This is a genomic window from Pelagerythrobacter sp. (genome assembly GCF_041912895.1).
Classification (GTDB): domain Bacteria; phylum Pseudomonadota; class Alphaproteobacteria; order Sphingomonadales; family Sphingomonadaceae; genus Pelagerythrobacter.
Window position 1 is genome coordinate 782,667 of the sequence record NZ_JAYSGI010000001.1, and the last position, 16,195, is coordinate 798,861.

The 16,195-nt window shown below is 68.1% G+C and carries 12 protein-coding genes; 4 read left to right on the plus strand and 8 right to left on the minus strand.

Going from position 1 to position 16,195, the window contains the following annotated elements; translation table 11 throughout:
* Positions 1 to 32 precede the first annotated feature (32 nt).
* A complete protein-coding gene (locus ACE3QC_RS03930; protein WP_374405801.1) occupies positions 33 to 578 on the plus strand; it encodes a cytochrome b in 546 nt (181 codons plus the stop codon).
* On the opposite strand, the gene ACE3QC_RS03935 is transcribed toward ACE3QC_RS03930, so the two are convergent.
* The 7 genes from ACE3QC_RS03935 to ACE3QC_RS03965 are packed head-to-tail and all read right to left on the minus strand — an operon-like array spanning position 568 to position 9,643.
* Entirely contained in the window at positions 568 to 1,461 is an 894-nt protein-coding gene (locus ACE3QC_RS03935) for an alpha/beta hydrolase (RefSeq protein WP_374405802.1), read from the minus strand. The genes ACE3QC_RS03930 and ACE3QC_RS03935 overlap by 11 nt on opposite strands.
* Positions 1,458 to 2,201 (minus strand): 2,3-dihydro-2,3-dihydroxybenzoate dehydrogenase, encoded by a 744-nt coding sequence (locus ACE3QC_RS03940; RefSeq protein WP_374405803.1) that lies wholly within the window; start codon positions 2,199 to 2,201, stop codon positions 1,458 to 1,460. The genes ACE3QC_RS03935 and ACE3QC_RS03940 overlap by 4 nt, the downstream gene beginning before the upstream one ends.
* A complete protein-coding gene (locus ACE3QC_RS03945; protein WP_374405804.1) occupies positions 2,198 to 6,055 on the minus strand; it encodes an amino acid adenylation domain-containing protein in 3,858 nt (1,285 codons plus the stop codon). The genes ACE3QC_RS03940 and ACE3QC_RS03945 overlap by 4 nt, the downstream gene beginning before the upstream one ends.
* Positions 6,052 to 6,279: a phosphopantetheine-binding protein gene (locus tag ACE3QC_RS03950; RefSeq protein ID WP_374405805.1), complete on the minus strand. Its 228-nt coding sequence runs from the start codon at positions 6,277 to 6,279 to the stop codon at positions 6,052 to 6,054. The genes ACE3QC_RS03945 and ACE3QC_RS03950 overlap by 4 nt, the downstream gene beginning before the upstream one ends.
* The gene (locus tag ACE3QC_RS03955; RefSeq protein WP_374405806.1) at positions 6,276 to 6,923 is read right to left on the minus strand and encodes an isochorismatase family protein; all 648 of its coding nucleotides are present in this window, start codon (positions 6,921 to 6,923) and stop codon (positions 6,276 to 6,278) included. The genes ACE3QC_RS03950 and ACE3QC_RS03955 overlap by 4 nt, the downstream gene beginning before the upstream one ends.
* Positions 6,920 to 8,548 carry a (2,3-dihydroxybenzoyl)adenylate synthase gene (locus ACE3QC_RS03960; protein WP_374405807.1) on the minus strand — a complete coding sequence of 543 codons (1,629 nt, stop codon included), beginning with the start codon at positions 8,546 to 8,548 and terminating at the stop codon, positions 6,920 to 6,922. Before ACE3QC_RS03960 ends, ACE3QC_RS03955 begins: the two co-directional genes overlap by 4 nt.
* The gene (locus ACE3QC_RS03965) at positions 8,549 to 9,643 is read right to left on the minus strand and encodes an isochorismate synthase MenF (RefSeq protein ID WP_374405808.1); all 1,095 of its coding nucleotides are present in this window, start codon (positions 9,641 to 9,643) and stop codon (positions 8,549 to 8,551) included.
* Positions 9,644 to 9,819: 176 nt separating this feature from the next.
* On the opposite strand from ACE3QC_RS03965, the gene ACE3QC_RS03970 reads away from it, so the two are divergent.
* On the plus strand, positions 9,820 to 11,028 hold the full coding sequence (locus tag ACE3QC_RS03970; RefSeq protein ID WP_374405809.1) for an MFS transporter: 1,209 nt from the start codon (positions 9,820 to 9,822) through the stop codon (positions 11,026 to 11,028).
* 54 nt (positions 11,029 to 11,082) lie between these two features.
* Here ACE3QC_RS03970 and ACE3QC_RS03975 read toward each other — a convergent pair whose 3' ends face one another.
* Positions 11,083 to 13,332 carry a FepA family TonB-dependent siderophore receptor gene (locus ACE3QC_RS03975; protein ID WP_374405810.1) on the minus strand — a complete coding sequence of 750 codons (2,250 nt, stop codon included), beginning with the start codon at positions 13,330 to 13,332 and terminating at the stop codon, positions 11,083 to 11,085.
* Positions 13,333 to 13,666: 334 nt separating this feature from the next.
* On the opposite strand from ACE3QC_RS03975, the gene ACE3QC_RS03980 reads away from it, so the two are divergent.
* Both ACE3QC_RS03980 and ACE3QC_RS03985 read left to right on the plus strand, forming a co-directional pair.
* Positions 13,667 to 14,191, plus strand: a complete 525-nt coding sequence (locus ACE3QC_RS03980) for a heme NO-binding domain-containing protein (protein ID WP_374405811.1) — start codon at positions 13,667 to 13,669, stop codon at positions 14,189 to 14,191.
* Positions 14,188 to 16,194: a putative bifunctional diguanylate cyclase/phosphodiesterase gene (locus ACE3QC_RS03985; protein ID WP_374405812.1), complete on the plus strand. Its 2,007-nt coding sequence runs from the start codon at positions 14,188 to 14,190 to the stop codon at positions 16,192 to 16,194. The genes ACE3QC_RS03980 and ACE3QC_RS03985 overlap by 4 nt, the downstream gene beginning before the upstream one ends.
* The last annotated feature ends 1 nt before the right edge of the window (position 16,195 follow it).

A 16,195-nucleotide genomic window follows, 5' to 3' on the forward strand; every position in this document is an offset into this window, starting at 1 on the left:
GCCGTCGCAATACTTTCGAAAGGATAGCCCGCTTGCCGCTGAACGACACGAAGATCCGCTACGGTACCGTCACCCGGCTGCTGCACTGGGGCATCGCCGCGCTTCTCGCTTGGCAATTGGGCGGCATGCTCGCGAAGGAAATCGTCGGGCGCACCCCGTTGACGGGTTTCTGGGTCGGATCGCACGTATCGATCGGGTCGCTGCTGTTCGTGCTGATCCTGGTGCGCGCGGTCTGGGCCTTGAGCCAGCGCAAGGCCAGGCCCGACCATCCCGGCGTGGTCGGCGCGCTGGCGAAGGTCGGCCACTTCGCGCTCTACGCGCTGATGGTGATCGTGCCCTCGCTCGCCGTGCTGCGCCTGTTCGGCAGCGAGGATCCGGTCTCGGTGTTCGGCGTGCAGTTGCGCGGGGCGACGGGCGGCGAGATCGAATGGATGACGGCGCCCGCCAATTTCGCCCATAGCACCCTGGCCTGGCTGCTGCTGGCGCTGATCGTCGGTCATGTCGCGATGGTCGCCATCCACCGCTTCTGGTGGCGCGACGACACGCTGGCGCGCATGGCGGGCGATCCTAGGGCGTAGGCTCCGATCGGATCGCCGCGCGCAGAGCGTCGGGAATGCTGGCCCGCAGCGTTCCCCCGTGGCCGAGGCCGGGATAAGTGATGCGGCGCACGTCGAGGCCGGGCTTGTTCGCCAGTGCTTCGACGAATTCGTCCGTCGTCGGGCCTGCGAAACGGCTGCGTGCTTCGCGCCGCCGGGGCGATCCGCCGTCCGATCCGGTCGCGATCACGACGTGCTTGTCCGCCGCGCCGGCGAATGCACGTCCGGCCTCGACGATCACGCCTTCGTCCCACCACAGCGAGGGACTGGTCGCGAAATAGTGCGAGAAGGCATCGGGCCGTTCGAACAGCGTGTGCAGCACGAACAGGCCGCCGAGGCTGTGGCCCCATAGCGCCTGCCGCTCGGGATCGAGCCGAGTCAGCTTCGCCACCTCGGGCCGGATGCGGTGTTCGATGGTGTCGAGAAACGCATTCGCGCCGCCGCCCTGTCGCCCGCGCGAATTGTGCGTTCCGGCGCTCGGCGTGTAGTCGCGATACCGCTCCGCCGCGTCGAGGCGCAGTGGCGTGTCGTGACCGATCGCGACGAGCACCGGGCGTGCGTTTGCATCGACTTCGGCCAGCAGCGCTTCGTCGATATGGGCGAGCGCTGCCTTGCCATCGAGCATCCATAGCGCCGGGCGGCCAGTGGCAGGCAGCGCGCCTTCGGGAATGCCCACAGTCACGCGGTATCGCCGCTCGCCGTCCTCGCTCGCGATATGCAGGGTTTCGAAGCGATAGCCCGGTGCACCGCGATCGGCGATCGTTTCAGGCGCGGTCAGGTCCATGCGCGGCTGCGCAGCGGCGGGAAAAGCGAGCGCCGCCAACAGGCACACGAGTGCGGTGGACACGAGGGCGCGCATCGTCATGCCCGCAGCGTCGCCCCGCCATCGACGTAGAGATCGGCCATCGTGATGTGCCCCGCCCGCTCGCTCAGCAGGAAGATCACCGCCTCGGCCACGTCTTCCGGGCTCGCCAGTTTGCCGAGCGGAATGCCCGTCTTGTACGCTCCGGGAAGGCCCGCGATCACGCGCTCGGCCCCGCTTTCGTCGGCCCACATGCCGGTCTGCATCGGCGTCAGCGTCGATCCGGGGGCGACGGTGTTGCAGCGCACGCCGTATTCGCCGAGCTCCAGCCCCAGGCAGCGCATGAACATGTGGCTCGCCGCCTTCGACGCGGCATAAGCGGCCATCGCGTGGCGCGGCACGCCCGCCGCGTTCGATCCGACCGTGACGATGCTGCCGCGCCGCCGCTCCTTCATCCGCCGGGCGAGCGCGCGGCAGACGTGGAACACGCCGTCGGTGTTGACCGCGAAGACGCGCCGCCATTCCGCGTCGTCCGTGTCCCACACCGGCAGGTTCGACAGCACGCCCGCGACGTTGACCCCGAGGTCGACCGGCCCGGCCTCGTCTTCCACCCGCGCGACGAGGGCATCGACGGCGGCGCTGTCGGCCACATCGAGCGGTTCGACACCATCGGCGGCGGCGATCTCGGTCGCGATCACCCGCGCGCCTTCCTCACGCAACAGGCGGGCGACGGCAGCGCCGATCCCGCCGCCCGCGCCGGTGACGAGGGCGATGCGGCCTGCGAGGCCGGTGGGGCGGCTCATGCGTCGATCCTCTCGTGGGCCAGCATCCGTTGCGATAGTGCAGGCGCGATCAGCGCGCTGGCCTGCGCGCCGGGCAGTTCGGGGTGGAGGAACGGCACGCCGATGGCGTCGAGCGCGCCGCAATGGGGACGCCACAGATCGGCCTGCAGATCGGGTCGCGCCGCGTGATCGGCATCGGCGCGGATATGGGTCAGCGTGCCGCCGAACGGCCGATGGTAATGCGCGCGCACCAACCGATTGGTGTCGAGTACGGTGCGGATCACCCCGTCCTGCACAGCATCGGGCAGATTGCCGAGCGCGCTGTCGCCCGCACGCAGAAAGGCGAGAACTTTGGTGCGCGTGTCGAGCTGAGGATATCCCTCCGGATCGTAGCCCGCGATGGCCAGTAGGGCGCGCAGCGCCTCGGCCTCGGTCGGCTGGGGTTCGGCGCGCCAGCATTCGGCGGGATAGGCGTCGAGCAAGGCGACCAGCCCGACCTCGCGCGCCTGCGCCTCCAGTTCGGCTGCCACCGCCTGCGCGATCAGGCCGCCGACCGACCAGCCGCCGATATGGCATGGACCGCGCGGATGGGCCTCGACGATCCGTGCGGCGTAATCCGCCGCCAGCGCCTCGATGCTGTCGGGCAGGGGATTCGCCAGATCGAGCGCGGGCGACTGCAAGGCATGGACAGTTCGCCGCGGCGACAGCGCACTCGCCAGCGTGCGGTAGCCCCAGCCGATCCCGCCCGCCGGGTGGATCAGGAACAGTGGCGGCAGGTCGTTATCGTCGCCGCGCGCGAAGGTGACGAGCGGCGCGAGCCCCTCGTCGCGGATCGCTGGCCCGGCGGCGATCCGCGCGGCTAGCCCGGCGATGTCGGGCGTCTCGAACAGTGCGCCAAAACCGGGGTCATGGCCCCATTCCTCGGCAACGCGCAGCATCAACCGCACCGCCGACAGCGAATCCCCGCCGAGCGCGAAAAAATCGTCTTCGCGCCCGATCGGCCCGTCGATTTCGAGCACTTCGGCATAGAGCGCCGCCAGCCTCTCCTCGTCGTGGCCCTGCGGCGCCGATCCTCCGGCGCTGGCGAAGGCAGGCACGGGCAGCGCACTGCGGTCGAGCTTGCCGTTGGCCGTCACCGGCAGCGCGTCGAGCGGCACGAAAGCCGCCGGGACCATGTAGGCCGGAAGGTGCGCGGCGAGCGCATCGCGCAGGGCCGCTTCGTCGAAGCCATCCCGCGAGACGACATAGGCAACGATCCGCCCGTCCACCGCCTGCACGGTCGCGGCGCGGGTAAGGCCGGACGCGGCGATCGCCGCCTCGATCTCGCCCAGTTCGATCCGCAGGCCGCGGATCTTCACCTGATGATCGTTGCGGCCGAGGAAGATCACCGCCCCGTCCGCCCTGCGCCGCGCGAGATCGCCGGTCCGGTACAGACGCTCGCCGGGGTGGAACGGGTCGGGCACGAAGCGCTCGGCGGTCAGATCGTCGCGGCCGAGATAGCCGCGCGCCAGTTGCACGCCGCCGAGGTGGAGTTCCCCCGCCCCTCCCGGCGGCACCGGGCGCATCCGCGCATCGAGGATTAGCAGACGCGTGTTCCACACCGGCCAGCCGATCGGCACGGGGCGCGCGTCATCCTCCAGTCCGGCGCGCCAGTAGCTGACGTCCACCGCCGCCTCGGTCGGGCCGTAAAGGTTGTGCAACTGCGCGCCGATCCGCCGGTGGAAGCGGTCGCGCAAGTCGGCCGGCAGTTCCTCGCCGCTGCAGAATACACGTGCGAGCGACAGCCCTTCGCTGTCGGGCGCGTCGAGGAAGGCGGCGAGCATTGAGGGCACGAAATGCAGCGTCGTGATCGCTTCGTCGCGGATCAGTGCGGCGATGGCGGCGGGATCGCGGTGCGCACCCGGCGGCGCGACGACCAGCGTGGCGCCGAGCGTGAGCGGGAGGAAGAACTCCCACACCGACACGTCGAACGTCGCCGGGGTCTTTTGCAGGATGCGGTCGCTAGCGTTGAAACCGTAATGCGCGCCCATCCACGCCAGCCGGTTCACGATCGCCCGGTGGGTAACGACAACACCCTTGGGATCACCGGTCGAGCCTGAGGTGTAGATCACGTAGGCGGCATGGTCTGGCAGCGGCAGATCGTGCGGCGCGGTGTCGCCCCAATCGGCGGGGCGCAGCAGGCGCTCGCCGTAGAGGTCGTGCGGATCGCTGTCGGCCAGCACGGCGGCAGGCGCGGCGCTATCGAGGATCGCAGCGACCCGCGCCGCCGGATGCTCGAGATCGAGCGGCAGATAGGCGCCGCCCGCGCGCAGCACCGCGACCAGCGCGACCACCAGCTCAAGCGATCGGGTCAGCGCGACCGCGACGATCGTTTCCGCCGTCACGCCCCGATCGCGCAGTTGTCCGGCCAGCGCGGCGGTGCGCTGGTCCAGCTCGGCATAGGTCAGCGCGCGGCCTTCGAAGCGCACGGCCTCGGCATCGGGGTGGGCCACCATCGCGCGCTCGATCAGTTCGGCGAGCGACGCGTCGGACAGCGGGTGATCGGTGGCGTTGAACGCCTCGATCTCGCGCCGCGCCTCGTCGGGCGTGGCGGTCGGGATGTCGGCGAGGCGCACCGCATCGGTGGCGGCGGAGAGGAAGGTTTCGAGCCGCGCGGCATGGGCCGCGATTTCGGAATCGCCGTAGAGATCGGGGTTGGCGTCGACTTCGAGCGTGATCGCACTCGCCAGATCGCCGCGGAACGTGAACGCGATGTCTTCCACCGGCCCGGTGCCGGTGACGTGGAGCGTTGCATCGAGACCGGCGAAGCGCGGCGGTCGGTCGTAGGGCTGGACGTTGACCAGCGGGCCATGCAGCCGCCGCTCGCCGCCGATCAGCCCGAGATCGCGCCGCACCTGCTCGCTGCGATAGCGGCCGTGGCGGCGCGCCTCCTGCATTGTGGCGCTCGCCTGCCGGAGCCACTCAGCTAGCGGCATGTCCTCGTCGGGCACCACGTGCAGCGGCAGCACGTTCATCACCATCGCGGGTACGCGCGCCGCCGCGCTGCCGAAGCGGCCCATGTGCGGCATCCCGATCACGATCCCGTCGCCGTCCACGAAGCGATCGCAATAGGCGGCGACGAGCGCGGTCAGCACGTCGGGCCAACTTGCGCCCGACGCCTTGGCTAGTGCGGCGACCGCGCCGCGCGCCGCCTCCGCCATCGGCTGTTCGTGGCGCAGGAAGCGGTGCGCCGAGATGGCGCGGCCCGGCGCCATTCCGGCGATGTCGTCGAGGCCGCCGAGATGATCGCGCCACCATGCGCAGTCGTCTTCGCGCGCCTCGCTGGCGCGATAAGCGACATCCTCCTCCCATAGTCTGGTGAGGGAAGCGAACGGGCGGCCCGCGCCGTCCTTGCCTTCGCGGAACGCGGCATAAAGTTCGGCTACGCGCTTGGTCAGCATGACCATACCGAACCCGTCGTTGGCGAGGTGGTGGACCTGCTGCGCCCACAGGTGCTGCTCGGGCGCGAGGCGATAGAGCGTCTGGAAGCCGATCGGGCCGGTTGCGAGATCGACCGGCGTTTCCATCGCCGTGCGTATTGCGGCGAGCGCCTCGCCCTCGGGATCGGGGCGATCGGAGAGGTCGATCACGACAAGGCGCGGCGCGGCGCCGGCCAGCGTCTGCTCCGGCCCGTTCTCCCCGGCGTGGAACGTCAGCGCCAGCGCCTCGGCCTCGTGGCTCGCCTGCTCGACGGCGCGCTGGAACGCGGCAGCGTCAAGCGGCCCGGAAAGGTCGATATATTGCCCGGTGTTGAAGATCGGATTGGCCGGATCGAGCGCCTGCGAATACCACAGGCCCGATTGCGCTTCGGTGAGGGGACGGGGTGTGCCGATCAAACCCCAGCCTGCCTTTGCTCCAGCAAAACTTGAAGCTCCGCCAGGGTCTGCGCTTCGCCCAGGTCGGCAAAGTCGAGCGGTAACCCGCGCTCTTCCCACAATGAGGCGAGGTTCATCGCGCGTATCGAATCCAGCCCCGCATCCATCAGGTTGGCATCGGCGTCGAGGTCGCCCGGCGCGATCTCGAGGATTTCAGCCACGTCGGCACGCAACGTGTCAGTCATTTCAAAGTCTCCAGAACCTGCCGCGTGCTCAGTACGACGCCGCTGCAATCGGCAACCGCCCGCAGCGCCAGATCGTGCCACTCGCGCGAGAAATCGGCCAGCGCATCGGCGATGAAAAAGGGATGCACATCGCGCTGGAACGCCTCGTATGCGGTCGCCTGACAGCCGATGTGGGCATAGACGCCGCAGATCATCAACTGGTCCCGCCCGCGCGCGTGCACCAGGGTTTCCAGGTTGCTGCGCTGAAACGCGCTGTAGCGATGCTTGACCAGCACGATATCGTCAGGCCCAGGGGTCACCGCCGCGGCGACGGCCTCGTGTTCGGCAATGGCGCGCATTCCCGGCCCCCACAGATCGCCCTGAAGCCCCCGGTCGCGCCGGTCCTGCGCGCCCTTCTGCGCGGTGTGGAACACCGGCACGCCCGCCGCGCGGCAGTGATCGAGCAGCGCGGCGACATTGGCCACCAGCGACTCAAGCGGCGCCTTGCCCGGTTCGAATGCGGCGAGGAAATAGTCCTGCATGTCGTGCACCAGCAGCGCGGCGCGCGACATATCGAGCGACCAGTCGGCGCGCGATGGCGGCAGGTCGGCCTCGCGCGGCAGGTCGTAGGGCGCGACGGTGGGCAGGCGGCGCGGCTCGCTCACGCACTGGCGCCTTCCGCCAGCAACCGCTCACGAAGCTGCGCGCGCAGTTCCTTACGGCTGATCTTGCCGACCGCCGTGGTGGCGAAGCTCTCGACGAAGACGATCTGGTCCGGCACCTTGAACGCAGCGATGTCGCGCCCGCGCATCCACGCCTTGATCTCGCCGGGCGCGGGCGGCACGCCATCGGGGACGACGAAGGCGCAGATGCGTTCGCCGAGGAAACGGTCGGGCAGCGAGACAACTGCCGCGTCGAACACGTTTTCGTGCGCGAGCAGGTGATCCTCGACTTCCTCGGCGGAAATCTTTTCGCCCGCGCGGTTGATGTGATCGGTCGCCCGGCCCTGCACCACCAGATTGCCGCCGTGGACGCGCTTCACCACGTCGCCGGTGCGGTAGAAACCGTCGTCGGTAAAGGCGCGCGCGTTGGCCGCCGGATCGTCGTGATAGGCGCGGATCGTGTAGGGGCCACGGGTGAGCAGGTTGCCCGGTTCGCCGTCTGCCACCGGCTCTCCAGCATCGTCGACGATCAGCACTTCGTCGTCGGGCGAAATCGGGCGGCCCTGCGTTTCCACGATCACGTCTTCGGGGTCGTCGAGCCGGGTGTAGTTGACCAGCCCTTCCGCCATGCCGAACACCTGTTGCAGGGTGCAGCCGAGTTCGGGCCGTACCCGCCGGGCCGCCTCGGGCATGAACTTGGCGCCACCCGCTTGCAGCACCTCCAGACTGGAGATGTCGTGCGGCGTCTTCGCGGCGGCGCGCAGCCACAGCAGCGCGAGCGGAGGAACGAGGCCGGTGATCGTCACGCCTTCGCGCGCGATCAACGGAAAGGCGACTTCGGGCGCAGGGTTCGTCGCCATGACGACGGTCGCCCCGGCACGGATCGCGCCGAAGATACCGGGCGAACTCATCGGGAAATTGTGCGCCACAGGCAGCGCCGCGAGGTAGACGCTGTCGGCTATCATCCTGCAGATCGCGTTGCTCGCGCGGATCGAATAGAGATAGTCGTCGTGCGTGCGCGGGATCAGCTTGGAAAGCCCGGTGCTGCCGCCGGAAATCTGCACCAGCGCGACGTCGCTTGACGATACCTTCGGACGGGTCGGCGGCTCGGCACCGTTGCCGAAGTCGGCGAAGGCGACGTGGCGGCCGGGATCGCCGACCACCACCGCGTGGCGAACCGCCGGCACTTCCACCATCACCTGATCGGCGAGCGCGCGATAGTCGAACCCATCGTGCCGGGCGGCCACCACGATCGCCTTGGCTTCGGACTTGCGCGCGAAATGCGCGACCTCGGTCAGCCGGTGCGCGGGCAGCGCGAAAACCGGGATCATCCCGGCGCGAAACAGGCCGAACACCACCGAGAGGAATTCCGCCACGTTGGGCAGTTGCACCAGCACCCGCGCGCCGGGTTTAAAACCGAGAGCGAGAAATCCGGCAGCGGCGACCTCCGCCCGTTCGGCCAATTGGGTATAGCTCCAGCGCCGCTCGCCGCAGACGACCGCGGTGCGCTCGCCGTGGCTGTCGGCCATGCGGGCGGGCAGGTCGGCGAATGTCTCACCGGTCCAGTATCCGGCGTCGCGGTAGCGCGCGGCGAACGGTTGGGGCCAGTGCTGGGCGAGCGGTTTCATCTACGAGGCTTTCGCGCGGCGCGGCGCGTCCTGGCTTCCGAGAGCGCGCAGCATGGCACGGAATTTCGCCGCCGTCTCGTGCACCTCGCTTTCGGGCACCGAACCTTCGACGATGCCCGCCCCCGCGTGCAGCGTGATGCGCGATCCTCCGACCTGCGCGCACCGGAGGGCGACGTGCCATTCACCGTCGCCGCGCTCGTCGACGTGGCCGACCGCGCCCGCATAGAACCCGCGGTCGTGCGGCTCCAGTTCGCGGATCGCTTCCAGCGCGGCCTCGCGCGGATGGCCGCCGACCGCGGGTGTCGGGTGGAGCATGGCGGCAAGCGCGACCGCCGAGGGGGCGTCTTGCTTCAGCGTGCCCTCGATCCGCGTGCCGAGGTGCCACATCGTCATGGTGGAGCGCAGGCCCATGCCACCCGGCGTGCGCAGGTCGCTGCACAGCGGAGCGAGCAGGTCGAGGATGTATTCGACCGTGATGCGGTGCTCGCGCCGGTCCTTGTCCGAGGCCAGAAGCGCCGCGGCGCGTTCGCGGTCCTGCACCGGATCGCGCCCGCGCGGCAGCGAGCCGGCCAGCGGCTCGGAGACCACCCGGTCGCCGTCGCGCGATACCAGCAGTTCCGGCGTCGCGCCCATCAGCAGGTGGTCGTCGCCGGTTCCGGCGGGGTCGAGATCGACGCGGTAGGTCGTGACATCCGGGTCGGCCGAAAGGACGGAAAGAAGGCGATCATAGTCCGGCCGGTCAGCATGTTCGAGCACCACGCGCCGTGACAGCACGACCTTGCGCAGCGGCGCTTGGTCCGGCGCGCCGATCATGTGCAGTGCACGGGAGACCATGACGGCGTATTCAGGCGCCGCGGGAACCTCACACATATCTTTCTGGTCAAAAGGCCCGGCACCGGCCACCGCGTCGGGCGCTGTAAAACGGGCCGAGCGCAGGGATGCCGGCTGGTAGAGCAGTTCCTCCCCCTGCGGATCGAACGGCAGTGCGCCGACGAGGATGCGGGGCTCTTCGGCAGCCATCTGCGCGAACACACTGCGCAAGCGGCTTTCGAGATCGCCGCGCGCACCGGGCGGAACCAGACGCAGGAGGCCCAACGCGCGCAATTCTTTGCCGTCACGCCGCAGAATGAACACTGTAAAAAGCCCCTTCGATGAGCGCGAGAAGCGACACGATATAGCGATTGCCTCGCAATAGCGATCCTGTGTTCCTTTGTCGGGTTCGATGGTCTATTGCAACGGCAAGATGGCAGAAAATTACAAAACGATGCAAGATGGATAGGGCCGGAGCCGACACCGGCCATGGCAAGAGCGGCCCGGCCCTGTCCCTCGCGCCGCTCATGCTGGCCGCCTTTACCGGATCGATGGCGATGATGGCGTTCGTCGCCGTTGCCGGGCCGCTGGCGCACATCCTTTCGCTGGCGCCATGGCATCTCGGCTCCGCGATGGCGATAGCAGGGGTCGCGTGGATCCTGATGTCGCGCGTCTGGGGCGTCAGGAGCGACCGGGTGGGCAGGCGGCCCGTGCTGCTCCTCAGTCTCGGCGGCTTCGCCTTGGCCTACCTGTCGCTGGCCCTGTTCGTCGATGCGGCGCGGCAGTTCGCCTTCCCTGCGATGCTGTCCTTCGCCGGACTGGTCGTGGGCCGAGCAGTCATGGGCACGTTCTACGCCGCCGTGCCGGTGGTCGCCGCCGCCGTGGTGGCCGATACCGTCGCACCGGCGCGACGTGCGAAGAGCATGGCCGCGATCGGGGCGGCGAGTTCGGCGGGCATGGTCGTCGGCCCGGGACTTGCCGGATTGATGGGCGAATGGAGCCTCGTGCTGCCGCTCTATATCACCGCGCTCTTGCCGATCGCCGCGCTGGTGCTGCTGTGGTCCCGCCTGCCGGGCGACCCGCCGGTGGTGCGAGCACCCAAGCCCGCGCCCCGGCTTTCCGACCGCCGCCTGCACCCCGCCATGGCGTTCGGTTTCGCCGCCGCCTTCTGTGTCGCAATCGCGCAGATCGTGATCGGGTTTTACGTGATCGATCGCCTCGCGCTCGATCCCTTCGCCGCCGCCGAGGTGGCGGGGGGCGCTCTGGCGATCGTCGGCGTCGCGCTGGTCGCGACGCAGACGTCGATCCAGAAGGTGGACTGGCCGCCCATCAGGCTGATCGCGATCGGTTCGCTCGTCGCGGCAGCGGGTTTTGCCGTCACCGCCCTGGCGGCGAGCGTGCCGCTGGTGTGGGCGGGATACGCCGTCGTCGCATGCGGGATGGGCATGATCTATCCCGCAGTTCCGGCGCTCGCCGCGAACTGCGTGGAGGCGGGGGAGCAGGGCGCGGCCGCCGGATCGGTGGCGATGGCGCAGGGCATGGGCGTAGTGATCGGGCCGCTGGTCGGCACGGCCGCCTATGCGGTCTTCCCGGCGCTGCCCTACGCACTCTGCGCGGCGGGCCTTGCCGTCGCCGCGATCGGTGCGCGCGCCGGATTCAAGCGGGCATAGAAAGCCCCGCACCCCGGTTCACTCGGCGTGGGGGGCGGGGTCGGGCTTGCCGGATCAGAAGCGCATATTCGTTTGGACGAAGAACGCTCGGCCGGGTTCGTTGTAGTTGTTCGCGCCCGCGCCATTGTTCGAACTGGCGCGGAACAGCCGTTCGTCGAACAGGTTGTTGACCCCCATGCTGAACCGCAGCGCTTCGGTAGCCTCGAAGATCAGGTTCGCGGATACGAGGTTGTAGGGGTCGCGCGGGAGCAACTGCTCGTCGCTCGGTTCGTCGCCGCTGTAGAGGATCGCGTTGGGCGTCTGCTTGCCGTAGCGGGTGAAGGTGCCGATGAACTTGATGTCGTCGGTGATCTCCCAGTCCAGCGTCGAGTTGATCGTGTATTCGGGAATGACCGACAGCAGCCGGCCCGTCTCGCGGTCCTCGTTGCGGATCATGTAGGTGACGTTGGTGCTGAGCACGAGATTGCGCGCGAACGGGATCAGCACGTTGCCCTCCAGCCCTTCGACGATCGCCTTGCCGGTGTTGTACCACTGGAAGATTCGCGCCGGGCTGCCGTTGTAGGGCGCGGTGCCGATCGGAACGTTGTTGGCGATGATCTTCTGGTCGTAGTCGTTGCGGAAATAGGTCGCGCTGAAGTTCCACCCGCCGGGGCGGAAGGCGATGCCGACTTCCTTGTTGACGCTGGTTTCCGGCTCCAGGTTCTCGTCGCCCTGGATGAAGCAGCCACCGCCAAGGCTCGGGAAGTTGTCCGGGCAGCCGTTGCCACGGGTGTAGTAGAGATAGTTCGGGTTCGACTGGTAGAGGTTCGGCGCCTTGAACGCCTTGGCGATCCCGCCCTTGATGACGACTGTGGGCGTCACCTGATACGATGCGGAGAAGCTGGGCGACCAGTTGCTGCCGAAGGTGGAGTGATGGTCGAACCGCACGCCCGGCGTCAGCGTCAACCGGCCCAGCACGACGTTGTCTTCCACATAGGCCGCGACCGTGTCCGCATCGGATTCGGTATCGCGCATGTCGGGGTTGTCGATGCCGGGCAGGTCGATACCCTGGCTGTTCGACACGGCGTAGGGATCGTCGAGGTATTCGTAGCGATATTCGACGCCGAACGTCATCACGTGCTGCGCCGCTCCGGTCGCGAACGGCACGTCCAGCGTGCCTTGCGTGAACCAGTTGCGCAGGGTCGAGGTGGAGAATTCGGTTTCGGTGTTGATCGTGCCTTCGCCGCCGCCGGCGAGGCCTTCGTTCAGGCGGCGGTTCTTCGTTTCCTCGAATTGCACCAGTGCTTCGAACTCGCCGAAATCGAAATTGCCGCGATATCCGCCGCTGCCGGTGTAGCGCTTGAGGACGTTCGTTTCCTCGCCGATCAGCGCTTCGGTGATCGGGCTCGATGCACCGCTGCCGAGGCGGTATTCACCGGAGTACTCGCTGCCCTGACGGCTGAATCCGCCTTCGATATCGAAGCGGTGGACCTCGTTCGGCTCCCACCTGAGCAGGCCGTTGATGTCCTTGTTCTCGACCCCTTCCCTGCCGCCGGGCGGAACCAGCCCGTCCTCGATATCGGCCGCCTCGGCGTTGATGAACGGATCGTCGGCGGTCGTCTTGCTGTAATTGCCGAAGACCCTGAAGCCGAGCCCAGTGGCGATCGGCCCGGCGACCGAAAAGTTGGCCCGCTTCGTATTGCTCTCGCGCGTGTCCTCGGGGACCAGCACGAACCCACTGACCGAACCGCGAAATTCGTCTGCCGGGCTCTTGGTGATGATGTTGATGACGCCGCCGGCCGCCCCCGAGCCGTAGCGGGCCGCAGCCGGGCCGCGCAGAATCTCGATCCGCTCGACCTCTTCGGCCGGCACCCAGTTGGTGTCGCCGCGCGAATTGCGCTCGCCGTCGCGGCCCATGCGCACCGAATTGCGCGACGACACGGGTTTGCCGTCGACCAGGATCAGCGTGTTTTCCGGGCCCATGCCGCGAATATCGATCTGGCGGTTGTTACCGTAGGTACCGGCCGAGCCCGCGCCGGTAAGGTTGATGCCCGGCTGCCGGCGGATGATGTCCGCCAGATCGTTCACGGGCGGCTGCTCGGCAAGCATTTCGGAGGAGATCGTGGTCGAGCCTAACGCCTGAACGGCCTGGCGTTCGGCGGTCACCACGATCTGGCCGTCGTCGGCGCGAACCGTATCGCCGACCGCGACCTGATCGTCTTCGATCTCTGCGGGCGGAGTGCCCTCATCCTGCGCGATCGCCGGAGTGGCTTGCGCGATGGCGAGTATCGAAACGCCGTAAAATGCTGCAAATGCTGATTTCATTATCCTGCCCTGTTTCGCCGGATTGCAAATAGCGGCTATTGAGAAGCAATCGCAGTTGCTCCTAGGCAAGTGATTGCCATTTGCAACCCGAAATTTCCGCGTGTCCCTCTCAGACGGGAAATCGGAACCTCCGGTTCGGCGAATCTGGCGATCACTCAATGACAAGGGCTGTTGGTGCGGCCTGGCGAAAATCCGGTTCGGCGAGGGTTTATGCGGGCGGGTCAATTCGCCTGCCGGTTCCGCGGTGAGAAGCTCGCCCGAAGCCGCGACATCGTTAGCATATCGCTAACCTCGACTCCGTATTCAGGCCCGGCGAGCCAAGGGGAGCACCGGCGTGAAGGGCGTGATTTTCAACCTGCTGGAACGGGTCGTAACCGACGAATTCGGCGCCGATATCTGGGACGACCTGATCGACGAAGCCGGGGTAAGCGGCGCGTACAGCTCGCTCGGCAACTATGCCGACGAAGATATCGAGGCGCTGGTCGCCGCCGCCGCAGCGAAGACCGGACAGACACGCGCGCAAGTGCTCCACTGGTTCGGCGTGCACGCCATGCCGCTGCTGCGCGAGCTCTACCCTTCGCTGTTCGATCCGCACGCCACTTCGCAGGATTTCGTGCTCTCGGTGAACGAGATGATCCATCCCGAAGTGCGCAAGCTCTACCCTGATGCGGTGTGCCCGTTCTTCCACGTGCGCCGCAACGGCGACAACGCGGTGAGCCTGCAATACGAATCGCAGCGCGACATGATCGATCTCGCCCACGGCTTTCTCGACGGCGCGGCGGTGGTCTACGGCGACAAGGTCGCGGTCGAGAAGCCGGGCGGCGCATCGGATCGGCTCGACGCGAGCTGGACGCGATGAACCAGGCCGCCGCGGTCTGCACGTCTTGTGCGGACAGGATCGACCGGCTGGAAACGCGGCTGGCGCGCGAACGGTCCGCGCGCGCCGAGGCCGAACGCACGGCTGAGGACGGCTTGCGCGCCCTCTACGAACACAAGCTCGACGCCGAACTGCTCGGCAAAGTCGCGGCCCACGCCAACAACGCGCGCAATCTCGACGAGGTGCTGGTCGCAACGGTAGATGGCGTGCTTGAGCGGACGGGCTGGCCGTTCGGCAGCGTGTTCTTTCTCGCCGAAGATGGGCAATCGCTGCAGCCGGCGGCCGTAACCCGGGCGACCGGGGAGGATGCGGCCTCGCTCTGCCATTTCGCCAGACAGGCATTGATCTCGATCGCGGGCAACCACGATCCGGTCGCCCGAGCGATCGCCAGCCGGATACCCGTGGTCGAGGATTCGATCGGCCAGTCGGCCATGGCGTTCGCTCGCCGGCTGGTGGCGATGAAATGCGGCATGCGCTGCGCGATCGCGATACCCGTGCTCTGCGGCGAACGGGTGGTCGCGGTGATGGAGTTCATGACCCCGATGGACAGCGCCCCGCGCGAAGGGCTGCTCGATCTGCTGATGCAGGTCTCCGCGCAGGTCGCGCGGATGCACGAGCGGGTCGAGATGGCCGAGCGCCTGTCGCACGACGCGCTGCACGATCCGTTGACCGGCTTGCCCAACCGCCAGCTCTTCTCCGACCGGCTCAAGCGCGCGGCGCAGATGCAGGCCCGCGCCGGCACCGGCTATTGCGTCCTGTTCCTGGATCTCGACCGGTTCAAGGCGGTCAACGACGGCTTCGGCCACGCCATCGGCGATGCCGCGCTGGTCGAGGTCGCGGGAATGCTCGCGCAATGCGTGGAGCGCGACGCGGCGCGTGCGCAGACCACGATAGCGCGCATGGGCGGCGACGAATTCTGCATCCTGATCGAAGACGATGCCGTCACCGTCGATGCGGTGGCGGAGGCGGTCGCGCACCGGATCGTGCAAACCGTCGGCGCGCCGCTGGCGCTGGGCCGCCACACAGTGCGGATCGGCGTGTCGGTCGGGCTCGCCAAGTCGGGCGATGGTGCGCGCGATGGCGAGATGATCGTCCGCGACGCCGACGACGCGATGTATGCGGCCAAGGCCGCGGGCCGGTCACGCGTGATGGTCCACGACGAGGTGCGGCGCCAGGAAACCGCACGCCGCGATCGGCTGCTGCAACAGCTCGCGGAAGGTATCGCGGGCGGGTTTACCGGTTTCTCGATCGCCTATCAGCCGATCGTCGCGCTGGCCGATGGCGCGATCAACGGATTCGAAGCGCTCGCCCGCTGGTCGAGCCCCGAAGGCGAGAGCGTTCCGCCATCGGAATTCATTCCGCTGATCGAGGACAACGAGCTGATCGACGAGCTCGGCCACTGGGTGCTCGACCGCGCGCTCGCGGCGCTGGCGCGGATGAACGCGCGACGCGGCGCGCAGGCGCCGCTCAGGATGAGCATCAACGTCTCGCCGCTGCAACTGCGCCGGGCGTTTCCGCAACAGGTCGCGGACCTGATCGCACGGCACGGCGTGGCGCCAGGCAGCATCAGCCTCGAGGTGACCGAGGGCGTGGCGCTGGGAGAGGACGAAGAGACGGCCGCGGTCATCGCCGAGTTGCGCGCGCTCGGCCTCTCGCTCAGCATCGACGATTTCGGCACCGGGTATTCGACGTTCTCCTACCTCCAGAAATTCCCGTTTGAGACGCTCAAGATCGACCGCTCGTTCGTGAGCGCGATCTCGGAGGGGCAAGCGGGGGTCGACATCGTCAGGGCGATCATCGAACTCGCGCGTGGGCTCGGCGTGTCGATCGTGGCCGAAGGGACCGAGACCGAGGAGCATATCGAGGCGCTGCGCCTGCTCGGCTGCGATCAGGCGCAAGGGTACTATTTTTCCGAACCGCTCGAATTCGATGCGGCCGAGGCGCTCTGTGCAAGCGGCGCCGCGCCGTCGCGCAAGGTCGCCTGAC

Coding starts and splice junctions, on each gene's coding strand:
- ACE3QC_RS03935 (WP_374405802.1), bottom strand. CDS start 1,461: ATGACGATGCGCGCCCTCGTGTCCACCGCACTCGTGTGCCTGTTGGCG.
- ACE3QC_RS03940 (WP_374405803.1), bottom strand. CDS start 2,201: ATGAGCCGCCCCACCGGCCTCGCAGGCCGCATCGCCCTCGTCACCGGC.
- ACE3QC_RS03950 (WP_374405805.1), bottom strand. CDS start 6,279: ATGACTGACACGTTGCGTGCCGACGTGGCTGAAATCCTCGAGATCGCG.
- ACE3QC_RS03960 (WP_374405807.1), bottom strand. CDS start 8,548: ATGAAACCGCTCGCCCAGCACTGGCCCCAACCGTTCGCCGCGCGCTAC.
- ACE3QC_RS03970 (WP_374405809.1), top strand. CDS start 9,820: ATGGATAGGGCCGGAGCCGACACCGGCCATGGCAAGAGCGGCCCGGCC.
- ACE3QC_RS03975 (WP_374405810.1), bottom strand. CDS start 13,332: ATGAAATCAGCATTTGCAGCATTTTACGGCGTTTCGATACTCGCCATC.
- ACE3QC_RS03985 (WP_374405812.1), top strand. CDS start 14,188: ATGAACCAGGCCGCCGCGGTCTGCACGTCTTGTGCGGACAGGATCGAC.